Below are 23,106 nucleotides of genomic sequence, written 5' to 3' on the forward strand. Positions count from 1 at the left end.
ATTTATCGTCAATAGGCGACGAACAGATCGATGTCGTCGGGTTCACCCACACGCCGCGCGACCACCGTGCCGGCCAAGCGTTCCAGCGCGATCGTCAGGCGTGTCGGGCCGACCGGCAGATTGTGCAACATCAGGTCGTTGAGGAAATCGGGCAGCTCCGGATTTTCCAGCTTCACCTTGCGCGCCGCGGCATCGATGCGCAGGCCGAGGCAGGACTGGATCAGCGACAGCGGCGTCGCGGCCGACCAGGCCTGCGGGCTGCACGCTACGGGGTAGAAGGTCGGCCCCTGCGAGCGGCGTCGCGGAAAGCCGCAGAACAGTTCGGGCAGGCGCATCAGGTCGACATAGGTGGCCGCTGCGAACAGCCCCTCGAATATCTGCCGTGCCTCGCGCCGGTAGCCATAACGGGAAAATCCGGCGGCTATCAGGGCGTTGTCGTGCGGCCAGATCGAGCCGTTATGATAGCTCATCGGATTGTAGCGGGCTTCGGTGGAGGCGATGGTCCTGACTCCCCAGCCGGAAAAGGAAGCAGGCGCCATCAGCGTGCGCACCACGCTTTCCGTCCTTTCCTCAAGGGCGAGACCGGTGAAGAGCACGTGTCCGGCATTGGAGGAACGGACCCGGCATCGGCGTTTCCCGCCATCCAGCGCCAGGACATAGGTGCCGAGCTCCGCGTCGAAAAAGGCGGCGTCGAAGTGGTCGCGCAAGCCAGCCGCCCGGTCCGCGAAAAGCGATGCTTTCGTCTCGTCCCCCCATGCCGCGAACAGAACAGCCGCACTGGTCCAGGCGCCGTGGACATAGGCCTGGACCTCCGCAAGCGCGATCGGACCCTGGGCGATGGTGCCGTCGGCGTGGAAAACGGAATCATGGCTGTCCTTCCAGCCCTGATTGACCAGCCCCTGGTCGGTGAAGCGGCCATATTCGACGAAACCGTCCTGGTCCCGGTCGCCATGCAGGTCGATCCAGTCGAGCGCCGCCAGGATATTCGGCCTGATCCCGTCCAGGAAGGCGAGGTCGCCCGTGCGCTGGAGATAGGCGCCGGCGAGCATGATGAAGAGTGGGGTGGAATCGATGCTGCCGTAATAATGGCGAAAGGGGACTTCGCCCAGTTCCGCCATTTCGCCATGCCGGACTTCGTGCAGTATCTTGCCCGGTTCGGCATCGGAGGCGGCGTCGAAGGCGGTCGCCTGATGCGCGGCCAGATAGCCCAGCACGGCCCGGCTGATGTCGGGGTCCAGCCAGAGTGTCTGCAACGCGGTGATGATGGCGTCCCTGCCGAAGACGGTGCTGAACCAGGGTATGCCCGCATAGGGATAGGGGCCGAATGGTGTATTGGTCGACAGCATGGCGATGTCCGCCCCTGACCGGCGCGTGACTTCGTTGAATAATTGGTTGCTGGAGCCGACGGAGCCGCCGCGCATGCGCGTCGCGCGATCCTCCTGCATCTTGCCCCGCAGGGCCTGAAGAAATTGCTTGGGAAGTTGGGCGACGGGCGGGCTGCCTTCGCAGCAGAGCCGCATGAAGATCGCGCAGCGCTGTCCCGGCAGCAGCGAAATGTCGAAATCCGCGGCGCTTTCCGACAGATTGCGAGGGACAGGATCGAACTGGAGCAAGGTCTGCCGCTCGCATTCATCCCGGCCCAGATAACGCAGCCGTACCTCGGCCGTTCCGATTTCGGGTTCAAGCATCGCGCCACGGCGCAGGCGCGTCGTGCCGCGAATTTCGAACAGATCGGCAAAGTCGGCGGCAAAGGCAATGGCGACCCCGATGCGCCGTTCCTCCTTGTCGAAATTGCGGATCGTGATCCGTTCGTAGACTGCGTCATTCCACAGAAAACGCGTCCTGCGCAGGTGGATGAGATCATGTTCCACCGCGACTCGGCCGTCATCGCCGATGAAATCGGGATTGGCGAGATCGCAGATCAGCAGGCTGTTATCGTCCCGCAGCGCCGAACTCAGCAGGATCGGCCGCATCCCGTTCACCGTCAGATACAGATGCGAGAGGTGACGCGTGTCGCGGAAATAGAGACCCTCCGGACTGCCGGCACCGGCTATGGCGTCGCCACTATGGTCAAACACGGCGAAACTGTCGCCATGCTTGAGCGTGCGGGGACGGCGCTCATGCAGGGAGGCGGTCGCGGGGATGAAGAACTGCGTCTGTGCCTTCGACAGGTTCGGTGCCGGTCCGATGCCGGGCGCCTGCGTATCGGTTGATGGGGCTTGCTGCGTTACCGACATAGCTACTCCCTCATGCGACGACCTGGAGTCCGGCTCCTTCCCCTCGTTCCCTGCGCAACCGCGCCGCATCGGTCCTTGCGCCAGGAAGATCATGATAGAGCGCGACATAATCGGCCGCCATCCGTTCGGCCGTGAAGCGTGCGTCAAATGCGGCGCGCACAATGGCGCGGTCGAGTTTGGGCAGGTCTGCCACCGCTGCGACGGCCTCGTCCTCGCTCTCGACGATGAAGCCGGACACCCCATGGTCGATCACTTCGGGAACCGAACCGCAGCGGAAGGCAATGGTCGGCGTGGCGCAGGCCATGGCTTCGATCATCACCAGGCCAAAGGGTTCGGGCCAATCGATCGGGAAGAGCAGTGCGCTTGCCCGTCCCAGGAAATCCGCTTTCTGCGCCTCATTGATCTCCCCGATGAAGCGGACATTGGGGTATTGCTCGATCAGCGGCGCGATGTCGCTTTCCCAATAAGCGCGGTCGACGGCATCCACCTTTGCGGCGATGCGCAGCGGCATGCCCGACCGCGCGGCGATGCGGATAGCACGATCGGGACGCTTTTCCGGTGAAATCCGGCCGAGAAAGGCAAGATAGCCGTCTTCCACTTGGAATCGTGGCGATAGCAGCCCTGCGGGCAGGCCATGATAGACCGTGCCTGCCCAGTTGACGGGGGGCATGGGCAGCCGCTGATGGTCCGAAATCGACACCAGGCTGTTATCGGCGAAAGTCCTGTAAAAAGGAGGCAGGTCGGGCAGATCGAGCCGGCCGTGCAGGGTCGTGATGGTGCGACCCGCAAAATCCTGTGTCATGGGGTGATGCAGCAGGTCTATATGGAAATGCAGCGCATCGAACTCGTCGGCGCGCCGCCGCACCTCTTCCAGCAGCATCATGTGATAGGGAATGGGGTCGACCACCCTCGGGTTCAGGCGCAGTGCCTTTTCGGTAATCGGAACCAACTCCGCGCTCGTGCGGGAATCGCCACTGGCGAAGAGGGTCACGTCATGGCCTTGCCGGACCAGTTCTTCCGTCAGATAGGAAACGATGCGTTCGGTTCCGCCATAGAGCAAGGGCGGGACGCTTTCGGCTAACGGCGCGATTTGGGCGATCTTCATGCGCTTTCCTCTCCTACGCACACCACCGAGGAGGGTGATAGCATGGACAGAAAGCCTGAAAGGCTCCGGCGGTTGCGAGAGAGACAGGCTACTCTTTTGCCTTATATCATCTATCTATTTGTTATATATTTCTTTTTTAAACGCGCCATTGATCCCGGTTAATATTATTTCCTTCAGTTCAGCGAAAAAAGAAGAACCAGATCAAAATGACCAGCGGCAAAGGAACGCCCAGCAACCACAGCAAGCAACCTCTTCCCATGGGAAACCTCCTATTCAGTTCTGGCTAGGCCAACGCGCGGGGGATAGGGGCGTTCCGCTCCTGTAAATGGAATCAAAACTGGAAACCGAGTGTTTCTCATTTCGCAATTGCAACATTCATGTTGCAGTGCAATAAGGGGCCTGCCTTTCAGGCATCCTCTCCTAAAACTTTCAAGGGCCGGTCAACTGATCGGCCTTTTTTTTAACTTTCGTCAATCGAACCGTTATGCCGCCACCCGTTCGAGCAGGAGAAAGGGCCAGGCGGTCGACGATCCACATCGCCGCCGCCATCGCAGTCCCTTGTTCTTATGCCATCGTGGGAATGACGAAGCTTTGATCGATCACTGCCCCGCCGGTCGGCCAGCGCTGGGTGATCTTCTTGGTGCGGGTGTAGAAGCGCACGCCGTCCATGCCATATTGGTCGAGATCGCCGAAGCCCGACCGTTTCCAGCCGCCAAAGCTGTGATAGGCGACCGGCACAGGGATGGGCACGTTGATGCCGACCATGCCAACCTCGACATTGGCGGCGAACCTGCGGGCATAGTCGCCATTGCGGGTGAAGATGGCGACGCCATTGCCATATTGATGCTTGGAGGGATAGCTCAGCGCCTCCTCGAAGGTCTTGGCGCGCAGGATCTGGAGCACCGGGCCGAAAATCTCGTCCTGGTAGCTTTTCATCTGCGGCGTCACCCGGTCGATCAGCGTCGGGGCGAGGTAGAAGCCCTCCTCATAGCCCTGGAGCGAGAAGCCGCGGCCGTCGACGACGATTTCGGCGCCCTCGTCCGCCGCCATCTGGATATAGCTTTCCACGCGGGCCTTGTGCTGGCCGGTGACGAGCGGGCCATATTGGGCGTCGGGGTCGGTCGGAATGCCGGGGCGAAGCGTTTCGATGGCGCTGACCAGCTTGGCGCGGAAGGCGTCCGCCGTGGCTTCGCCGACCGGCACCACCACCGGCAGCGCCATGCAGCGCTCGCCCGCCGAGCCATAGGCCGCACCGACGATGTCGGCCACCGCCTGGTCCATGTCGGCGTCGGGCAGGATGATGCCGTGATTCTTCGCGCCGCCCATCGCCTGGACCCGCTTGCCGTTCTGGGCGCCGCGGGCATAGACGTAATTGGCGATGTCGGACGAACCGACGAAGCTGACCGCCTTGATATCGGGATGGTCGAGAATGGCGTCGACGATTTCCTTGTCGCCATGGACGACGTTCAGGATGCCGGCGGGTAGGCCCGCTTCCATTGCCAGTTCAGCGAGGCGGACGGGGACGGAGGGATCGCGTTCCGAAGGCTTCAGGATGAAGGCATTGCCGCAGGCGATCGCCATGGCACTCATCCACAGCGGGATCATCGCGGGGAAATTGAACGGGGTGATGCCGGCGACGATGCCGAGCGGCTGGCGCATCGAATAGACGTCGATGCCGGGACCGGCGCCTTCGGTATATTCACCCTTCAGCAGATGCGGGATACCGCAGGCGAATTCGACGACTTCCAGACCGCGCTGGATATCGCCCCTGGCGTCGGCCAGCACCTTGCCATGTTCGGAGGAGAGCAGGTGGGCGAGTTCGTCCATATTCTGCTCGATCAGTTCCTTGAAGCGGAACATCACGCGGGCGCGGCGCTGCGGGTTGGTCGCGGCCCATTGGGGCTGGGCTTGCAGGGCGGAGTCGACGGCCTTCTGGAGATGGGCGGGGGTGGCGAGTTCGACCTGCGCCTGTACGGCGCCGGTGGCGGGGTCGAGGACGTCGGACAGGCGCGCGCCGGGCAGGGCGGCGGCGACTCCATGAATGTAATGAGTAATTGAACGCATATTCCCGTCCTCTCCTAGTGATGGGGTATGGGCGATGGGTGTGGGGTAGGATTGTCGTTCTACGCCTGTCGGCTTTGCAGATATACAGATATGATGGCACATTGGTTGTGCATGAATGCAGGTGCTGTCACGGTCTCGTCATGGCAATGACTTGCTTTGGTCAAGCGGATCACATCGCAGTGCAACATCGCGCGGTTAGGGCGTCCCCGATCACCGGTCCGAAAAGGGGGACTCAAGACCCATGCGTATCTCCACCGTCCTGTTGATGGCATCCACCGCCGTCATTGCCCTGCCAGCCTTCGCCCAGGAGCCCGCGCCTGCCGCCGATGCCGCGGCGGAGGGCGCCAACATCATCGTCTACGGTCGGGGCGAAACCCGGCAGGTGCAGGAAATCACCAACAGGGACATCGTCGCCCTGACGCCGGGCACCAATGCGCTGAAGGCCATCGAAAAGCTGCCCAGCGTCAATTTCCAGTCGGCGGACCCGTTCGGCAATTATGAATGGTCGCAGCGCGTCACCATCCGCAGCTTCAACCAGAACCAGCTCGGCTTCACCTTCGACGGTATTCCGCTGGGCGACATGAGTTATGGCAATCATAACGGCCTGCACATCACCCGCGCGATCAGCTCCGAAAATATCGGCAGTGTGCGGGTGTCGCAGGGGGCCGGGTCGATCGGCACCCAGGCGACCAATGCGCTGGGCGGAACGGTGGAGACCTTCTCCGCCGATCCGGCCGATTATCTGACCGGCGGCGCGCTCGCCGGACAGGGCGACCTCACCTATGGCAGCGACGAGACCTGGCGCGCCTTCGCCCGCCTCGCGCTGGGCAGCCGCGACGGCATTCGCGGCTATGTCTCCTACGGCTATGGCTCGACCGACAAATATAAGGGCCAGGGCACGCAGGACCAGCATATGGGCAATGCCAAGGTCGTGATCCCCGTCGGTGACGTGACGGTCGACGGCTGGCTCAGCTATTCCGACCGGCGCGAGCAGGACTATCAGGACATGTCGATGTCGATGATCCGGCGGCTGGGCTGGGATTGGGACAATACATATCCCGACTATGCCCGCGCCATCGACTATGCCAGCCGCCTCAACGACGTCGATCTGGTCAGCAACAGCGGCGGCTCGCCCTTCCCCGACGGCCGCTACGACTATAGCGGCGCGCTCGTCTCCGGCGGGCAGGTCTATCCGGGCAACGTCACCAGCGCCGACGACGCCTATTATGACGCGTCGGGCCTGCGCAAGGACTGGCTGGGCGCGATCGGCGTCTCCGCGCCGCTGGGCGAACATGCCAGCTTCAAGCTGAAGGGCTATTATCACAACAATAAGGGCATGGGCCTGTGGGCGACGCCCTATACCCCCAGCCCCAACGGCGTGCCCATGTCGGTGCGCACCACCGAATATCGGATGGACCGGATCGGCGTGTTCGGCAGCGTCGACTTTGCGCTCGGCATCCAGAATTTCACGGTCGGCGGCTGGTATGAGAATAACAAGTTCAACCAGGCCCGCCGCTTCTACGCCTTCGCCAGCCGGACCGAGCCGGGCCTGAGCTTCCGCGACTATCCGAAGAATCCCTTCGCGACCCAGTGGGAGTTCGATTTCACCACCGACACGATCCAATATCATGTCCAGGACCAGATCGACTTCGGCATGGTGAAGATCAACCTGGGCTGGAAGGGGTTCAAGGTCACGAACGAGGCCGACGCCGTGGTCCAGGCGACCTTCCCGCAGGGGCGCATCAAGGCGGAGGACTGGTTCCAACCCCATGCCGGTTTCGCGGTGGAACTCTCCCCGGAAGCGGAAGTCTTCGGCGGCTTCACCCAGGCGACCCGCGCCTTCGCCAGCGCGACGACCACCGGCCCCTTCTCGACCAACCAGACGGGTTTCGATGCGATCAAGAACAATCTGAAGCCGGAAGCGTCGGATACCTATGAACTGGGCCTGCGCTACAACACGTCAGTGTTCAACGGCGTGCTGGGCGCCTATCTGGTCAACTTCCGCAACCGCCTGCTCGCGGTGCAGGTCGGCAGCCCGATCCAGGGCTTCGCCTCGGCGCTCCAGAATGTCGGCAATGTCCGGGCGGTGGGCGTCGAGGCAGCCGGCGATCTGAAACTTGGCGGCGGCTTTGGTGTCTATGCGTCCTACAGCTATACCGACGCGACCTATCGCGACGATGTGGTGAACAGCAACGGTACGCTGGTCGCGGCGATCAGGGGCAAGACCGTGGTGGACAGCCCGAAGCATATCGCGCGGGGCGAGATCAACTATGAGCATGAGGGCGCCTATGGCCGGATCGGCGTCAATTACATGTCGCGTCGCTATTACAGCTATACCAATGACGCGTCGGTGCCGGGCCGGGTGATCGTGGATGCGACCGTCGGCTATCATTTCAGCCCGAATCTGGAATTGCAGCTCAACGCCACCAACCTGCTCGACAAGCGCTATATCGGCACCATCGGGTCGGGCGGCTTCGGCAATAGCGGCGACGCCCAGACGCTGCTGGTCGGTGCCCCGTCGCAATTCTTCGTCACCCTCAAGGCGGGGTTCTGAGCCGATGATCAAGGCCGCGCTGCTGATGTTCGCCCTTGCCGCCCTTCCCGGCGCGGCTTCGGCGAACCCGGTCCTGCTGATTTCCATCGACGGGCTGCGGCCCGGCGATGTGATGGAGGCGGAACAGCGTGGCCTGGCCATCCCCCATCTGCGCCGGTTCGTGAAGGAGGGCGCCCATGCTTCCGACGTGACGGGCGTGCTGCCGACCCTGACCTATCCCAGCCATGTGACGCTGATGACGGGCGTGGCCCCGGCGAAGCACGGTATCGTCGCCAATAACAGCTTCGATCCGATGCAGATCAACCAGGGGGGCTGGACCTGGTATGCGCGGGACATCCAGGTGCCGACCCTATGGGAGGCGGCGACGAAGGCGGGACTTTCCACCGGCAACGTCCACTGGCCGGTCAGCGTCGCGGCGAAGGGCGTGACCTGGAACCTGCCGCAGATCTGGCGCACCGGCCATGGCGACGACGCGAAGCTGCTCGACGCGCTGGCGACGCCGGGGTTGAAGGCGGAACTGGAGCAGGCGGTGGGCATCCCCTATGCGATGGGGATCGACGAAAGCCTGCCGGGCGACGAGAATCGCGGGCGCTTCGCCGCCGCGCTGATCGCCGCGCACAAGCCCGATTTCCTGACCGTCTATCTGACCGCGCTCGACCATGAGCAGCATGGGAAGGGCCCCGGCACGCCGGAAGCGAAGGCGGTGCTGGAGCGGATCGACGCGATCGTCGGCGATCTGGTCGCGGCCGAGACGAAGGCGCATCCCGACGCGGTCATCGCGGTGGTGAGCGACCATGGTTTCGAGGTGGCGCGGACCGGCATCAATGTCTTCCGGCCCTTCATCGATGCGGGGCTGATCACGCTGAACCCGGACGGCAAGGTCGCATCCTGGCGGGCGATTCCGTGGATTTCCGGCGGATCGGCGGCGATCATGCTGGCCGATCCCGCCGATCAGGCGCTGGTGGGGCAGGTGAGGGCGCTGCTCGACCGGCTCGCCGCCGATCCGGCCAACGGGATCGCCGCGATCGCCGATCGTGGGCGGATCGCCGCCATGGGGGGCAATCCGCAGGCGGCCTTCTACGTCGATCTGAAGCCCGGATTCGTCACCGACATCTTCCGGGGCGCCGCCGCCCCGATCGTCGCGCCCGCGCCGGTCAAGGGGATGCATGGCTATTTTCCCGGACCGGCGGCGCTGCAATCGACCTTCCTGATCCGGGGCGGCGGAGTGGCGGCGGGGCGTGACCTGGGCCAGATCGACATGCGGTCCATCGCGCCGACGCTGGCGGCGATCATGGGCGCAAAGCTGCCCGACGCGGAGAGGCCGCCGATTTCCCTGGCCCCCTGATTCCCCTTCAACCCCGCAAGTGGCGAAAAATTCACTTTCGCAAGCGGCCCGGACCTTGCAAAAGAAGCCTGCATGAGCGGGGGCGAAGAACTCGGCGTGGAAGCGCTTTACGGTTTGCACCAGGCCGAATTGCGCCGCCTGTTGCTGGCGCGCACCGGCGACCTGGGCGAGGCGGAGGATCTGCTTCAGGAATTGTGGGTGCGCGTGCGGCAGCGGCCGGCGGGCCCCGTGGCCAACGGCCGGGCCTATCTGTTCCGCATGGCGCAGAATATGATGGTGGATCGCCTGCGCGAGCGGCAGCGGCGCATGGCGCGCGACCGGCGCTGGGCGGACCAGGAGACGGATTTCGCCGCGCCCGGCATCGAGCCGGTCGACGGCCATGACAATGCCGAACAGCAGATGATCGCGCGGGAGGAGGTGGCCACGCTCACCTCCGCCATTGCCAACCTGCCCGGAGGCGCGCGCCGCGCCTTTGAACTGCACAAGCTGGAGGGATTGAGTCATGCCGAGGTGGCGGCTCGGCTCGGCATCAGCAAGAGCGGCGTCGAAAAGCACATGGCCGTTGCCATGAAATATTTGCGCCGTGCCCTGTCGGACTGGGGTAAGGGATGAAGGTTGCCGTCTTGTGAGCTGTGACAGGGAAGAAAGGGACTCGCCATGACGGCGCAGTCGGAGATTGACGAAGGTCTGATCGAACAGGCCCTGCATTGGCAGACGGCGCTGGAAAGCGACGATGCCGATTGGGACGGCTATATGTCCTGGCTGGAGGCGGACACCCGGCATCGTGAGGCATTCGATGCGGTGGCGTTGGTATCGGCGGCCGTGGATGAGCATAAGGATGCGGTCCGGGCGCTGGTCGAGGCGCGGGCGGGCGCGCAGGACGGAACGGAACGCCGTCGTCCGGGGCGCAAGATGTGGCTCTGGGGTGGCGGCGCGGCGGCCGCGTTGGCGCTGGTCGCCGCCGTGCCGATGCTGCGCGCGCCCGAAATGGCCGTGGACTATGCCGCTGATGCCGGGGCCAGCCGGTCGCTGGCGCTGGCAGGCGGGACCCATGTCATGCTTTCCCCCCAAAGCCGGATCGTCGTGCATGGCAAGGATGCGACACGCATCGAGATGGCCAGCGGCGAGGCCTATTTTTCGGTCAGGCATGATCCCGCGCGCAGCCTGACGGTGCAGGTCGGTTCCTATCGCATCACCGATATCGGCACGCGCTTTTCGGTCAATATTTCCGATGGCGGATTCCGGGTGGCCGTGTCGGAAGGGGCGGTCGGCGTTTCGTCCGAGGGGGCGGACGGCGAGGTCCGGGTCACGGCCGGGCATCAGCTGATGGCGCGGCAGGGCGACGCGCTGGCGCTGTCGCCGGTCGCGCCCGAGGAAATCGGCAGTTGGCGGCAGGGAAGGCTTTCTTACAGCAACGCGCCGCTTTCTCTCGTCGCGGCGGATATTTCCCGTTATTCGGGCAAGCGCATCATCGTCGATCCTGCGCTGGAGGCCAGTCATTTCTCGGGTACGCTTGTCATCGGTGACGGGTCGAGGCTGTTGGGCGATCTGGCCGGGGTCATGGATCTGTCGGTCCGTGCCGAAAATGGCGGTGTTCGCCTTGGCAGGGCTGGCGGCCGCTGAGGTCCCGGCGCAGGCGCGTGAGGCCAGTTACAATTTCGACCTGCCCGCCGGCCCGCTGACGGCCAGTATCGCTCGATTCTCTCAGATCACTGGCCTGTCGGTGGGCTATCCGGGCGACCTGCCCATGGTGATGGCGCGGCGCGTCAGCGGCACGTTCCCGGCGGAAAGTGCGCTGCGCAAGCTGCTTGACGGCACGCGGTTGCGGGCGGTGAAGGTGGGGCCGGGGCTGTATCGACTCGAACGCAAGGCGAAGCGGGCGGATGTCGCGCCTGCCGCCGCGCCCCCGCCCGCCGCCTTCGCGGGTCCTGACATCATCGTCACCGGGCAGAAGCGGCAGCAGGCGTTGTCCGCCATCCCGCTGTCGGTGTCGGTGATGTCGGCGATCGACATGGGCAAGGCGGGGCGGTCGCTGGGTAGCCGGGACATGAGCCTGGACATGGAAGGGCTGGCCATGACCAACCTGGGTCCGGGCCGCAACCGGCAGTTCATCCGTGGCGTCGCCGATAGCCCCTTCAACGGCCAGAGCCAGGCCACCGTCGCGGTGCAGGTGGACGAGGCGCGCGTCACCTTCAACGCGCCCGACCCCGACCTGCGCCTGATCGATGTCGACCGGATCGAGATATTGAAGGGGCCGCAAGGGCCGCTTTACGGATCGGGCGCGCTGGGCGGCATCTATCATATCGTGACGCGCCGGCCCGATCCCACGGACAGCGAGGCTTGGGTCAGGCTGTCGGGATCGGCGGTGGAGCATGGCCGGCCGGGCCATGGGGTCGAAGCGATGCTGAACCTGCCGCTGGTGGGGGACCGGCTGGCGGTGAGGGCGGTGGGCTACGACTTTTTGGACGGCGGCTGGATCGACAGCGGCGGCGTGCGCAAGGACAGCAATTCGACTCATAGCGCAGGCCTGCGCCTTGCGGTGCGGTGGCAACCGTCGGATCGCTGGACCCTGGATGCCGGTTACTGGATGCAGAATATCGATTCGCGCGACAGCCAATATGTGACGGGAACCGACGACCGCCTCCGCCGCCAGAGTCGCATCGCGGAGCCGACGGACAATGATTTCAGGATGGCCCATGCCGCGATCACCGGCGAGTTGGGCGGGCTGGAACTGCTGTCGGCCACCAGCTATGTCGAGCAGCGCTTTTCCTACACGTTGGATGCCAGCGCGTCCGCGGCCTTTTTCGGGCTGACGGGTCAGGCGCGCTTTGACGATGCTCGCCGCTATTCGGTGCTGAATCAGGAGTTCCGCCTGTCCGAGGGCAGGAACAGCCGCTGGGTGGCGGGAGCTTCGATGCTGCGGGCGATGACCCGCGAACAGGGGGCGATGACGGGCGAGGACGGCATGTCCCGCAACGTGGAGGATTTGCGCCGCGTGGTCAGCGAATATGCGCTGTTCGGGGAGGGGAGCATCAGGCTGGCGCGCGGGTTGGACGCGACCCTGGGCATGAGGCTGTTCTATTCGCTGGCCAAGGATGATGCCAGGGCGGACAGGGCGGAGGCGGAGCGGCTGCGCAAGAGCGGGAAGTGGATCCTCTCGCCCAGCCTCGCCTTGTCCTATACGCTGCCGGGCGAGGGGTTGCTGTTCCTTCGCTATGCGCGGGCGATGCGGCCGGGGGGGCTGGCACCCGCGGGGATGACGGCGTCGGGCCATTTCGACGCGGATGAGCTGGGGACGTTCGACCTTGGCTATCGCAAGAGTTTCTGGGACAATCGGCTGTCGGTCTCGGCGGGCGCCTATTACACGCTGTGGGACGAGATCCAGTCGGACTATCTGCTGCGCAACGGACTGGTGTCGACGCGCAATGCCGGGCGTGGGCGGATCGTCGGGCTGGAAGGGTCGGCGGACTGGCGGATGGGCGGCGGTTTCGCGCTGTCGCTGGGCGGCTCGGTGCAGGATGCCAGGCTGCTGCGATCGCAGGCGGGGCAGAAGCTGGCGGACCGTCGGCTGCCGGTCGCGCCGGAGATCACGGGACGCGTCTCCTTGTCCCGCCATTACCGGATCGGGAGCTGGAACGGGCAGAGCGGGCTTCAGGCCAATTATATCGGCGATGCGCGCCTGTCCTTCGACGATGACCTGGACCGCGGCATGGGCGATTATACCGTGATGTCGGCCAGCAGTTCGGTCGAGCGCGGGCCATGGTCGCTGGCGGTTCGGATCGACAATCTGTTCGATGTGCGCGGGGACAGCTTCGCCTTCGGCAATCCCTTTTCGATCCGGGAGGCACCGCAATATACGCCGCTGGCGCCCCGGATGCTGACGCTTTCGCTCGCACGGCGGTGGTGAGGATGCTAGAGCGGCCTGACAGGGGACGATAATCGAATCATCGGGATGACATCATTGTCTCTGCACCTCCTCATCGTCGAAGATGACGACGCCCTGGCCGCGCAACTGGCCGAGCAATTGCACCAGTCCGGCCATGAAACGACGCTGGCCCAGGATGGCCGCCGGGCGATCGAACTGGTGGGGCAGAACCGGTTCGACCTCATCATCCTGGACCGCATCCTGCCGAAAATGGACGGCATCGCGGTCCTCAAGAGCCTGCGCGAGCATCAGATACTGACGCCGATCATCATGATGACGGCGCTGGGCCAGTCGCGCCAGAAGGTCGAGGGGCTGGAAGGGGGCGCCGACGATTATGTGGTGAAGCCGGTCGATCCGGCCGAACTCAACGCCCGGATCCACGCGCTGATGCGGGCGCGGGGCTGGACGGGGCGGGGGTCGGAGGAAACGCTGCGCGCGGGCGACCTGCTGGTCAGCCCGACCCGGCACAGCGCCTGGCGCAACGGCAAGGCGCTCAACCTTCAGAAGATCGAATTCAAGCTGCTGACCGAACTGGTCCGCAATGCCGGTACGACCGTGACGCGCAGCATGCTGCTGGAGCGGGTGTGGAATTATGATTTCGAACCGGCAACCAATATCGTGGAGGCCTATATCCGGCGGTTGCGGATCAAGCTGACCGAATATGGCGACGACGATCCGATCAAGACCATTCGCGGCGTCGGTTATATGTTGAGGGGATGATTTGAGGCTGCGATCGCTGCGGGCGCTGACGCTCGCCTTCCTTGCGGTGTTCCTCGGCGCCACGCTGGCCACGGCCTTCGGCATCTATTTCGCGACATTCCGGACGATCGACCATCTGGTCGAACAGCGTATCGCCAGCGCGAGCGCGGCGATCGCGCCGGAGGGGGAGAGAGCGCAGGCGCGGCGGATCGGCCTGCGGATCATGGCCGCGGCGCGGGACCGCGATACCGGCGACCTTGGCTTCATCCTGTTCGATCATGGCAGCCAGGTGGCGGGCAATGTCCGCGTGACCCGGCCCCTGCCATTGGGTCTGTCCCAGGTGGATGTGGCGGACCGGATCAAGGGGCTGAGCCACGGCAAGGTGCTGACCCGCGATCTGGGTGATGGCTTGCGGCTGGCCGTGATCGCGGAGACCGAGCCGTTCGACCATTATAATGCGGCGCGCAAGCGCATCTATCTGATCGGTTTCGGATCGATCATCGCCATCGCGCTGGCGGCGGCGACGACGTTCACCCTGATCGTGCGGCGCCGCATCACCGACATGCGCACGACGGTGGAGGCGATATTCGACGGCGACATGACGCAGCGGGTGCCGGTCGACGGATCGGGCACCGCCTTCGACCGGCAGGCCGTCGCCTTCAACCGGATGCTCGACCGGATCGGCGCGCTGATGGAGGAAATGGGGCATGTCACCAACGGCGTGGCGCATGAATTGCGCACGCCATTGGCGCGGCTGCGCAACCAGTTGAGCCTGCTGGCCCGCGATCCGCAGGCGCAGGCGGTGCGGGACCGTATCGAGGAAGCACAGGCCGAGGCGGACCGGCTGCTGGGCCTGTTCGCCGCGCTGCTGCGGATCGCGGAGGTGGAGAGCGGTGCGCGCCGCGCCGATTTCGCGCCGGTCGATCTCAAGGCGCTGGTGGAGGATAGCGTCGAGGCGCTGGAACCCGTGATCGAGGAAAGCGGCCATCGCATCGCCCGGCTGGCGCTGGCGGAGGCGCGGATCGTAGGCGATGGCCAGTTGCTGACGCAGATGGTCGTCAATCTGGTCGAGAATATATTGCGGCACACGCCCGGCGGGACCGAGATCGGGATCACGCTGGAGGCCGGGGAAGGCGGGACGGTGCTGAGCGTCGCGGATGACGGCCCCGGCATCGCGGAGCAGGACAGGGCGAAGGCGCTGGACCGCTTTGGCCGCTTGTCGGGCGGGGGGCAGGTGAAGGGATATGGCTTCGGACTGCCGCTGGTCGCCGCGATCGCGCGGCTGCACGGCGGCACGCTGGAACTGGAGGATGCGCGGCCAGGCCTGCTGGCGCGGGTGATCCTGCCGGGGGCCTAGGGTCAGGACCCTAGACAGCGTGGACAAGTCCGGGATGTCGGGGAATGGCCAGTTGCGGTCATTCTCAGCCGTTAAGCGCATCGTGCTCCTGCGAAGGCAGGAGCCCAGTTCAAACGGTGCGATGATCCACAGACGGCGGGACTGGGCTCCTGCCTTCGCAGGAGCACGGTGTATTTCAAGGAAAGCAGGCGGTCCGCTTCCCACCCAATTCCTCCGTTCAGCGAGTCTTGAATTTGTCCTCGACCACGTCAGAGCGCATAAAAAATGGCGCGCTGCTTGTCGCAGCGCGCCATTTCTTTCTCGATCCGCCTGGGATCAGAACTTGATCGACGCTTCCACGCCGTAGGTGCGCGGCGCGTTGAAGTTGCCATAGTCGCCCAGCACGTTGGCGATGCTGCCGTTCGACACGCTGGTGGTGGGAGCGGCGGGCAGGCTGTTCGACGGATCGCGGCGGAACACATATTGCTCGTTGAACAGGTTGCGGCCCCAGAGGCTGAGCGTCAGGTTGCGGCCATGGCCGGTGCCGATGTCGGCGAGCGAGATGCGGCCGTTGAAGATCAGCGAGCTGTCATTCTTCGTGGCGAACTGGTCGAAGGCCTGGGTGGCCTGCGAATAGTTGCCGTCGAAGTGGAACTTCAGCTTCGTGTCGCCGCCGCCGATCGGCAGGGCATAGTCGATCGACCCGCTCGCGGCGTTGCGCGGCGTGAAGACGATGTAGAAGTTCTGATAGACGCTGGTCGACGCACCCGTCGTATCCGTGGCGGTGATCTTCACCGGCGGGATCTTCGTATAGGTGTAGGCGTAGGATGCATTCAGCGTCAGCCCGTCGATCGGCTCGACGGTCAGGTCAGCCTCAATACCGCGGATCTTGGTGATGCCGGGCGCGTTGATGGTGACGAGGTTGTTGAAGCTGCTGGTCCCGACGAACTGGATCGAGCTGATGTCGACCTGGCTGTTCTTGCGGTCCATGATGTAGCCGGCCAGGTTGAAGCGGGCACGATTGTTCCAGAAGTCCGACTTCAGGCCGACTTCGTAGGACTTCACGTCTTCAGGGTTGAAGGCCTGATAGTTGGACGTGCGCGAGCTGGCGCCGCCGGCGCGATAGCCGGTCGCATATTTGGCGTAGACATGCAGGCCGTTGCTGACGTCATAGGCGACGGTCGCCATCGGGTTGAAGCGGTTCCAGGTGGCGTCCAGCGGCTTGTAGCCGACGCTGGCGGCGGGCGGCGTGGTGTCATAGTTGACGTTGCGCGAATAGTGCAGGACGCCCTTCTTCTCGTCATGCGTGTAGCGGCCGCCCACGGTGATGTGCAGCGCCTCGGTCGCGTTCCAGGTGACCTGGCCATAGGCGGCGTAGCTCTTGGACCAGACTTCCGAAGCACGGTCGATCGAGCAGCCGTTCACCGCCGAGCCGACGAAGGCCGGGGTGGATGCGGTGCAGAAGGGGATGCGGACATAGTTGGCGCCGGTGACCACGCCGGCCGCGTTCTTGACGGCAACGGCGCCCATGGAGCTGGGGGTCGCGGCATCGTCGCTGACATGTTCGTTGAAGTAGAAGCCGCCCACGACATAGTCGATGCTGCCCACGGTGCCGACAGCCTGCAGTTCCTGGCTGAACTGGCGCTGGCGCAGGTCGGCGAGGCTGTAGCGGCTGAAGGCGCAGGGTGCGGCTGCGGTGCAGGCGCTGGTGGTCGTGCCGAGGCCCAGATTGACCAGCGGCGGACGGTGGGCGCCGCCGCTATTGTCCCACTGGGTCGCGTCGACGCCGCGCCACGCGGTGATCGAGCGCAGTTCGATCTCCGGCGAGACTTCCCACTTCAGCGTGTTGGTGAAGCCGTGGGTCTTGTCGACGCTGACCTGCTGCGGCACGCCGATATCGGCGACGCCCATGCGCGTGTCGCCGTTCACGACCACGCCCGGCAGCAGCGGCTTGACCGGGCCGCCGGTCAGGTTGGTGTAGCTGGTGCCCGGAAGCTTGCAATTGGGCTGCGATGCCTGGGTGCCGTTGATACAATGATTGGGATCATAGTTCAGCAGCTGGCTGTAGAAGGGCGTATTCTGGTCCTTCGCAATGTCATAGGCGAAGTCGTTGGTGATGCTGCTGGTCGGCTGCCAGCGCACGGCGGCGCGGCCGCCCTTGCGGTTGTAATAGTTCCAGCCGACCTGGCCCGCCATCGGGTTGCGGGTGGTCGCGTCCTGATGCTGGATCACGCCGTCCAGCTTGATCGAGAAGCCCGCGATCTTGGGCAGGTCGATATGGGCATCGGCGGTGCGGCCGCCATAATTGCCCGCGCCAGCCTCCACGCGGCCGCCCCATTCGCCGGTCGGGGCCTTGCTGACGATGCTGAGCGCGCCGCCTTCGGTGTTGCGGCCGAACAGCGTGCCCTGGGGGCCCTTCAGCACTTCGACGCGCTCGACGTCGAACAGCGCGGCGTTCAGGCCATGCTGGCGGCCCATGTAGACGCCGTCGACATAGATGCCCACGCCCTGTTCGCGGGCGGGCTGGTTGGCGTCGAGCGGCACGATGCCGCGAATGCCGATGGTGAGGGCCGACTGGCGCGCTTCGAAGGTCGCGATGCGCAGCGACGGGACGGCGCCGTCGGCGAGGTCGTAAAGGCTGGCGACGTGGCGGTCCTTGAGCGCTTCCGTGCTCATCACCGCCATGGAGATGGGGGTTTCCTGGAGATTGGTTTCGCGCTTGGTCGCGGTGACGACGATGGTGCCGAGGCCGGCATCTTCGGCGGCGGCGCTCGCGGCGTCGACGGCAGGCTGATCGGCGGTGGCGGCAAAGGCAAGCGCGGGTGCGGAAACCGACGCCAGCAGCAGGCCGCCCAGCGACATGCGCAGCAAGCTGGTGGAAGTGCGAATCATGACTGATAACCCCTTTTCTAGTCCATCGAGTGGATGCGGGGCGGCCACTAGGGGCGCATCACAACATTTTTGTGACAATCATTGTCATAATTAGAATATAACTATGTCATTTTCGGTTCATTTTCGGAAAATATCAGTATTTTCCGGGAGTTTTCGTGGACTATCCACCTATGATACGGAAAGGGAAAGCAGAAAAATTTTATCGTTTCAGGATGATTTAAAGACGAAAATATAAGATATTGTTTCGACGTTCAATATCATGGGGGCTCGTCTTTCATCCATCATGTCCGTCGGCCCATGTCAAAGATGGCGGTATAGCCGACATGATCCGAAAGCATGGCGCCGGTAGCGTCATGGCCGAACGGCACCTCTATCCCGCGCAAAGTCATGTTCGTCGTCGCGCCCGGCGCGAAAAATTCCCAATCGCGGGCGCGTTGGCGGGACAGGAGGGCGTCGGTTGACAGCGCGATTCCGATATTCCGGGCAGCGTCATAGGCATTGTCGACCATGACGCCTGGCGTCCAGTCCCGGGTGGCATGATCGATCAGCGCCGCGCGCCGGGCGGGCGTCTGTCCGGCGTTGAAATCGCCCGCGACGACCAGTGGATTGCGGGGGTCGTGATTGTGCCGGATGAACTGGCCGAGATCGGCAAGTTCCTCCGCAAAGGCATGATTGGAGCGTTCGTCCGCCACGCGGGACGCGCGGCGGCTGTTGAGATGGGTGGTGACGATGTCCACCGGATCGGCCTGTCCCGGCAGCCGGATGCGGGCGAGCAGCGCGCCCTTGTTCGCGAGGCAGTCGAACCCGGCGCAGGCAAAGGTCGGGAAAACCATGCGGCGGACGTCGACGATCGGATAATCGGACAGGATTTGAAGGCCGCTGCCCGCATATTTGCCGATTCCTTCGCCATGGAGCCAGCTTTCCCGTGCGGCGAAGCGCAGGTCGGCGGGACCGGGCGTCAGATCGCTGCCGGCGTCGTCGTCCGCGCCGTACACGACATAGGGGTAGCCTGCTGCCTGCCCTATCGCCTGGGCCTCGCTGGTGAAGGCTTCCTGGAGCACGACGACATGGGGATTGCGCCCCTGTACCCGGAGCGTGCGCAGCGTTGCGGCGATGCGGGCGAAATCGGCGGGCCGGCCCCAGGCCATCGGCCACGGCAGCCCGTGAATATTGTAGGTCAGCACCGATAGCTGCCCTGAGAAGGGGACCGGGACGGCGGGCGGCGACAGGCTGTGCGAATCGGTCGATGGGGCCGTCGCGACCAGTGCGATGGTGGCTATCATCCGTGCGGCTCGTCCGAAAATGCGCACCTTCTCTCTCCTGCGGGGACGGGCAGATGACGGCAGGGAAGAGCGGCCGCCGCAGTTGTCGCCGAAGATGAAAAAGAGTTCATGAAAGTGACGGGCTGCGGTTGCCGCATGGGGTGTCGTCCTGAATGCAGGAGCGAAAAGCCATGGGCATGATCTGGACTGTCATCATCAAGTCATCGGCCGCGACCATAGCGGCGCCTGTAAATGGGTCTGCTTCAGTCTGTGGGGGACAGTCGTGAAGAAACTTCTCTTGTCTATTCACGATGTTGGGCCGCGCTTCGAATCCGAGGTCGACCTGCTGCTGGACCGGCTGGCCCGCCATGTTCCCGTGGGGCGGCTGGCGATGCTGGTCGTGCCGGACCATTGGGGCGGCCATCCGTTGCGGGCGGACAGTGATTTTGCCGGGCGGCTGCGGCGCTGGTCGGATGCGGGCGTCAGCATGTTCGCCCATGGCTGGTTCCACCGCGACATGGCGACGCATGACGGCGCGGCGGCGCGGTTCAAGGCGCGGCACATGACCGCGGGGGAAGGCGAGTTTCTGGGGCTGGACAAGGCGACCGCGGAACGGCGCATGATCGATGCGCGCGACCTGATCCAGTCCATCACCGGCCGTCCGGTCGCGGGTTTCGTCGCCCCGGCCTGGCTGTACGGTCCATCGGCGCTGGAGGCGCTGGCGGAGAGCGGCTTTGCGCTGGCGGAGGACCATATGAAGGTCTGGCAGCCGTCGACGGGCCGGGTGCTGGCGCGGGGGCCGGTGCTGACATGGGCCAGCCGCAGCCGGGCGCGCATTGCATCGTCCCTGCTGGCGGCGCGGCTGTTGCCGCCGCTGCTGCGCCACGCGGCGGTGGCGCGGGTCGCCGTCCATCCGGGGGATGCGCATGTGCCGCGCCTGTTGGCGAGTATCGACCGAGCCCTGCGCCGCCTGACGCGGACGCATGAGGCGGGCCGCTATGACGACCTGCTGGCGGGCTGAATCCATGCGCGTGCTGACCTTCCTCCACAGTTTCGAACCCGGCGGGGTGGAGCGCGTCGCCTTGCGGCTGGTGCGCCGCTGGCGCGAGCAGGGCGTTGATGCGCCGCTGTTCATGGGACGCGGCGACGGCGCGATGCGGGGGGAGCTGGGCGAGGGGCTGGATGTCATCATGCCCACGCCGCCGCGCTTTTCCATCGCCTGGTGCGAGACGCTCTGGATGATCGTGACCCTGCCGGGCGTGATCCGGCGGTTGCGGCCCGATATATTGTTCTGCGCGGGCAACAGCTATGCGGTGGTCGCGGTGGCGATGAAGGGACTGCTCGGCCGCCGCTGCCCGCCGGTCGTCGCCAAGATCAGCAATGATCTGGAACGGCGCGACATGCCCTGGGCGGGGCGGATATTCTACCGCCTCTGGCTGCGGGTGCAGGGGCGTTTCATCGATCACTTCATCGCCATGGCGCCGGGGCTGGAGGCGGAGATCGCGACGCTCATCCGTCCGCGCCGCGCCATGACCCGTTATCCCGCGATCAGCGTCATTCCCGACCCCGCGCTGTCGCTGGCGCAGATCGACCGCCTGCGGGCGGGAGCCATGGCCGGACCGGCGGTGGAGGGGCGGCGCTTCGTCGCCATCGGCCGGTTGGCGCGGCAGAAGAATTTCGCCCTGATGCTGGAGGCCTTCGCGCGGGGCGCGGGGCCGCAGGACCGGCTCATGCTCTATGGCGATGGCCCCGACCGACGTGGGCTTGAGCGGCTGGCCGACCGGCTGGGCCTTTCGGGGCGCGTGCATTTCGCGGGGCATGTGCCCGATCCCGCATCCCATATCGGGCATGGCGACATCTTCCTGCTTTCCTCCGACTATGAGGGCGTTCCCGCCGTCCTGTTGGAGGCGCTGGCGACCGGGCAGGCGATCATTGCGACCGAGTGCAGCGCGGCGATGCGCGCGCTGCTGGGCGATGGCGCGCTGGGCCGGCTGGTTCCGGTCGGCGACGCCGCGGCCCTGGCCGATGCCATCGCGCAGGCCGGCGGGATCGTCCAGGACGACGCGGCGAGCCTGGCTCAGGCCCGCCGTTTCACGCTGGAAGCGGCGGCACCCCTTTACCTTGCCGATTTCACCGCCCTGGCCCGCCTCGGCGGCTCCAGTGAAAAATCGCAGCCGGAACGACTGTGGCTTCCGGCCGGCGGCGACGTCACCCCTTCCAGCCCATCAAGACGAGCATTTCCATGATCGGAGAAACCTCAACCGGCCTCCTCAACCCCACGGTCGCATCACTGGACGGCGCGCTTGATCCCAAGCCGCTGATCCAATCGGGCCGCAACTGGACCCGATGGGCGGGGCCGCTGGTGTCCGTGCTGATCCTGGTCGTGGCGTTGCACCAGTTCCGCGACATCGACCCGCGCCGCCTGTGGGCGCTGATGCCGGTGTCGCTGACCTTCTGGTTCGCCTTCGCGCTCTATTATCTGGCTGGGCCGATTTCCGAATGGGTGATCTTCCGGCGCCTTTGGGCGATCCCGGCGGAAGGTTTCGGCGCGCTGCTGCGCAAGCTGGTCAGCAACGAGATCCTGCTCGGTTATCTGGGTGAGGTCTATTTCTACGCCTGGGCGCGGCGCAACAGCCGGATCACCACCGCCCCCTTCGGCGCGATCAAGGATGTGACCATCCTGTCCGCGCTGGTCGGCAACGGCGTGACGCTGCTGATGGTGGCGCTGGCCCTGCCCTTGCTGGGCGCGGTCGATGCGGGGCTGAACCGCTGGGAGGTCGGCGGGTCGATTCTGTTCGTGCTCGCCTCGTCGCTGGTGGCGATGCTGCTGCGGCGGCGGCTCTTCACCCTGCCGCGCCGGGATCTGTGGATGGTGTCGGGCATCCACCTGGCGCGCATCGTGGCGACGACCGTGCTGGCGGCGGTGATGTGGCATCTGCTGCTGCCCGACATTGCGATTAGCTGGTGGATATTGCTCGGCACGCTGCGCCAGCTTGTCTCCCGCCTGCCGTTGTTGCCCAACAAGGATGTGGTGTTCGCCAGCATGGCGGCCTTCCTGATCGGACGCGACAGCGAGATCGTGTCGGCCATGGCGCTGATGGCGTCGCTGATCCTGGCCGCGCATCTGCTGGTCGGTATGGTGCTGGGCGTGACCGAATTGCTGCGCGAAAGCCGCACCGCATGATCGCGGTCATCCTTCTGGCGGGCGCGGCCATCCCGTCGACGCCCGATCTCGGCAAGGCGGAGGGGCAGTGTCGCGCCAATGAGAATGGCCCGGCATTCCTGGTCGAGGTGCTGGGCCTCAAGGATCGCAAGGGCCGGCTCAAGCTGGAACTCTATCCCGCCAATGACGAGGATTTCCTGGCCGACGACAATATATTGGTCGGGGCGGGAAAGGTTTTCCGCCGGGTGGAGGAGGCGACGCCTGCCGCCGGTCCGGTGCAGCTTTGCATCCGCGCGCCGGGACCGGGCACCTATGCGCTCAGCCTGATGCACGACCGGGATGCCAATCGCCGCTTTTCGCTGTCGATCGACGGCATCGGTTTCCCCGGCAATCCCAAGCTGGGCTGGTCCAAGCCCCATGCCGCCGCGGCCCGCGCGACGGTCGGGTCGGGACCGGCGCGGATCGCCATCACCATGAATTATCGCCGGGGGCTTTTCGCCTTCGGCCCGCTGGAGAAATGACGC

Annotated in this window: 16 protein-coding genes; 11 read left to right on the forward strand and 5 right to left on the reverse strand. The window is 65.0% G+C overall.

The window, feature by feature from the left end; translation table 11 throughout:
- Window positions 1-8 precede the first annotated feature (8 nt).
- The 3 genes from YP76_RS11775 to YP76_RS11785 all read right to left on the reverse strand — a co-directional run bounded on the left by YP76_RS11775 (window position 9) and on the right by YP76_RS11785 (window position 5,406).
- Entirely contained in the window at window positions 9-2,237 is a 2,229-nt protein-coding gene (locus YP76_RS11775; RefSeq protein ID WP_046763799.1) for an amylo-alpha-1,6-glucosidase, read from the reverse strand.
- Between the two features lie 10 nt (window positions 2,238-2,247).
- Entirely contained in the window at window positions 2,248-3,342 is a 1,095-nt protein-coding gene (locus YP76_RS11780; protein WP_046763800.1) for a glycosyltransferase family 4 protein, read from the reverse strand.
- 564 nt (window positions 3,343-3,906) lie between these two features.
- Window positions 3,907-5,406 carry a CoA-acylating methylmalonate-semialdehyde dehydrogenase gene (locus YP76_RS11785; RefSeq protein ID WP_046763801.1) on the reverse strand — a complete coding sequence of 500 codons (1,500 nt, stop codon included), beginning with the start codon at window positions 5,404-5,406 and terminating at the stop codon, window positions 3,907-3,909.
- A 241-nt stretch (window positions 5,407-5,647) separates the two neighbouring features.
- On the opposite strand from YP76_RS11785, the gene YP76_RS11790 reads away from it, so the two are divergent.
- From YP76_RS11790 to YP76_RS11820, 7 genes are all read left to right on the forward strand, one after another.
- Entirely contained in the window at window positions 5,648-7,960 is a 2,313-nt protein-coding gene (locus YP76_RS11790; RefSeq protein WP_046763802.1) for a TonB-dependent receptor, read from the forward strand.
- Between the two features lie 4 nt (window positions 7,961-7,964).
- Window positions 7,965-9,305, forward strand: coding sequence for an alkaline phosphatase family protein (locus YP76_RS11795; protein WP_046763803.1), 1,341 nt, complete (start codon window positions 7,965-7,967; stop codon window positions 9,303-9,305).
- A gap of 72 nt (window positions 9,306-9,377) precedes the next feature.
- Window positions 9,378-9,917 carry an RNA polymerase sigma factor gene (locus YP76_RS11800; RefSeq protein WP_046763804.1) on the forward strand — a complete coding sequence of 180 codons (540 nt, stop codon included), beginning with the start codon at window positions 9,378-9,380 and terminating at the stop codon, window positions 9,915-9,917.
- 45 nt (window positions 9,918-9,962) lie between these two features.
- Window positions 9,963-10,928, forward strand: a complete 966-nt coding sequence (locus YP76_RS11805; RefSeq protein WP_046763805.1) for a FecR family protein — start codon at window positions 9,963-9,965, stop codon at window positions 10,926-10,928.
- Window positions 10,891-13,212 (forward strand): TonB-dependent receptor, encoded by a 2,322-nt coding sequence (locus YP76_RS11810; protein ID WP_084733124.1) that lies wholly within the window; start codon window positions 10,891-10,893, stop codon window positions 13,210-13,212. Before YP76_RS11805 ends, YP76_RS11810 begins: the two co-directional genes overlap by 38 nt.
- A 45-nt stretch (window positions 13,213-13,257) precedes the next feature.
- The gene (locus YP76_RS11815) at window positions 13,258-13,950 is read left to right on the forward strand and encodes a response regulator transcription factor (RefSeq protein WP_232307521.1); all 693 of its coding nucleotides are present in this window, start codon (window positions 13,258-13,260) and stop codon (window positions 13,948-13,950) included.
- 1 nt (window position 13,951) lies between these two features.
- Window positions 13,952-15,286: a HAMP domain-containing sensor histidine kinase gene (locus tag YP76_RS11820; RefSeq protein WP_046763806.1), complete on the forward strand. Its 1,335-nt coding sequence runs from the start codon at window positions 13,952-13,954 to the stop codon at window positions 15,284-15,286.
- 315 nt (window positions 15,287-15,601) lie between these two features.
- On the opposite strand, the gene YP76_RS11825 is transcribed toward YP76_RS11820, so the two are convergent.
- Window positions 15,602-18,157 (reverse strand): TonB-dependent receptor, encoded by a 2,556-nt coding sequence (locus YP76_RS11825; protein WP_084733125.1) that lies wholly within the window; start codon window positions 18,155-18,157, stop codon window positions 15,602-15,604.
- A gap of 281 nt (window positions 18,158-18,438) precedes the next feature.
- Complete coding sequence (locus YP76_RS11830; protein ID WP_198147473.1) at window positions 18,439-19,467, reverse strand: endonuclease/exonuclease/phosphatase family protein; 1,029 nt, start codon at window positions 19,465-19,467, stop codon at window positions 18,439-18,441.
- A gap of 235 nt (window positions 19,468-19,702) precedes the next feature.
- On the opposite strand from YP76_RS11830, the gene YP76_RS11835 reads away from it, so the two are divergent.
- Genes YP76_RS11835 through YP76_RS11850 form a run of 4 tightly spaced genes read left to right on the forward strand, consistent with a single transcriptional unit; the run spans window position 19,703 to window position 23,103 of the window.
- Window positions 19,703-20,440 (forward strand): polysaccharide deacetylase family protein, encoded by a 738-nt coding sequence (locus tag YP76_RS11835; protein WP_046763808.1) that lies wholly within the window; start codon window positions 19,703-19,705, stop codon window positions 20,438-20,440.
- On the forward strand, window positions 20,418-21,665 hold the full coding sequence (locus YP76_RS11840; protein WP_198147474.1) for a glycosyltransferase: 1,248 nt from the start codon (window positions 20,418-20,420) through the stop codon (window positions 21,663-21,665). The genes YP76_RS11835 and YP76_RS11840 overlap by 23 nt, the downstream gene beginning before the upstream one ends.
- Window positions 21,662-22,603, forward strand: a complete 942-nt coding sequence (locus YP76_RS11845) for a hypothetical protein (RefSeq protein WP_046763809.1) — start codon at window positions 21,662-21,664, stop codon at window positions 22,601-22,603. The genes YP76_RS11840 and YP76_RS11845 overlap by 4 nt, the downstream gene beginning before the upstream one ends.
- Window positions 22,600-23,103 (forward strand): DUF2141 domain-containing protein, encoded by a 504-nt coding sequence (locus tag YP76_RS11850; RefSeq protein ID WP_046763810.1) that lies wholly within the window; start codon window positions 22,600-22,602, stop codon window positions 23,101-23,103. The genes YP76_RS11845 and YP76_RS11850 overlap by 4 nt, the downstream gene beginning before the upstream one ends.
- Window positions 23,104-23,106: the final 3 nt, after the last annotated feature.

Source organism: Sphingobium chungbukense (assembly GCF_001005725.1).
Taxonomy (GTDB): domain Bacteria; phylum Pseudomonadota; class Alphaproteobacteria; order Sphingomonadales; family Sphingomonadaceae; genus Sphingobium; species Sphingobium chungbukense.

Bases quoted from the DNA above. Each gene is read 5' to 3' on its own strand.
- YP76_RS11800 (WP_046763804.1), top strand. From the start codon at position 9,378: ATGAGCGGGGGCGAAGAACTCGGCGTGGAAGCGCTTTACGGTTTGCAC.
- YP76_RS11850 (WP_046763810.1), top strand. From the start codon at position 22,600: ATGATCGCGGTCATCCTTCTGGCGGGCGCGGCCATCCCGTCGACGCCC.
- YP76_RS11780 (WP_046763800.1), bottom strand. From the start codon at position 3,342: ATGAAGATCGCCCAAATCGCGCCGTTAGCCGAAAGCGTCCCGCCCTTG.
- YP76_RS11795 (WP_046763803.1), top strand. From the start codon at position 7,965: ATGATCAAGGCCGCGCTGCTGATGTTCGCCCTTGCCGCCCTTCCCGGC.
- YP76_RS11790 (WP_046763802.1), top strand. From the start codon at position 5,648: ATGCGTATCTCCACCGTCCTGTTGATGGCATCCACCGCCGTCATTGCC.
- YP76_RS11805 (WP_046763805.1), top strand. From the start codon at position 9,963: ATGACGGCGCAGTCGGAGATTGACGAAGGTCTGATCGAACAGGCCCTG.
- YP76_RS11840 (WP_198147474.1), top strand. From the start codon at position 20,418: ATGACGACCTGCTGGCGGGCTGAATCCATGCGCGTGCTGACCTTCCTC.
- YP76_RS11845 (WP_046763809.1), top strand. From the start codon at position 21,662: ATGATCGGAGAAACCTCAACCGGCCTCCTCAACCCCACGGTCGCATCA.
- YP76_RS11775 (WP_046763799.1), bottom strand. From the start codon at position 2,237: ATGTCGGTAACGCAGCAAGCCCCATCAACCGATACGCAGGCGCCCGGC.
- YP76_RS11785 (WP_046763801.1), bottom strand. From the start codon at position 5,406: ATGCGTTCAATTACTCATTACATTCATGGAGTCGCCGCCGCCCTGCCC.
- YP76_RS11825 (WP_084733125.1), bottom strand. From the start codon at position 18,157: ATGATTCGCACTTCCACCAGCTTGCTGCGCATGTCGCTGGGCGGCCTG.
- YP76_RS11815 (WP_232307521.1), top strand. From the start codon at position 13,258: ATGACATCATTGTCTCTGCACCTCCTCATCGTCGAAGATGACGACGCC.
- YP76_RS11810 (WP_084733124.1), top strand. From the start codon at position 10,891: ATGGCGGTGTTCGCCTTGGCAGGGCTGGCGGCCGCTGAGGTCCCGGCG.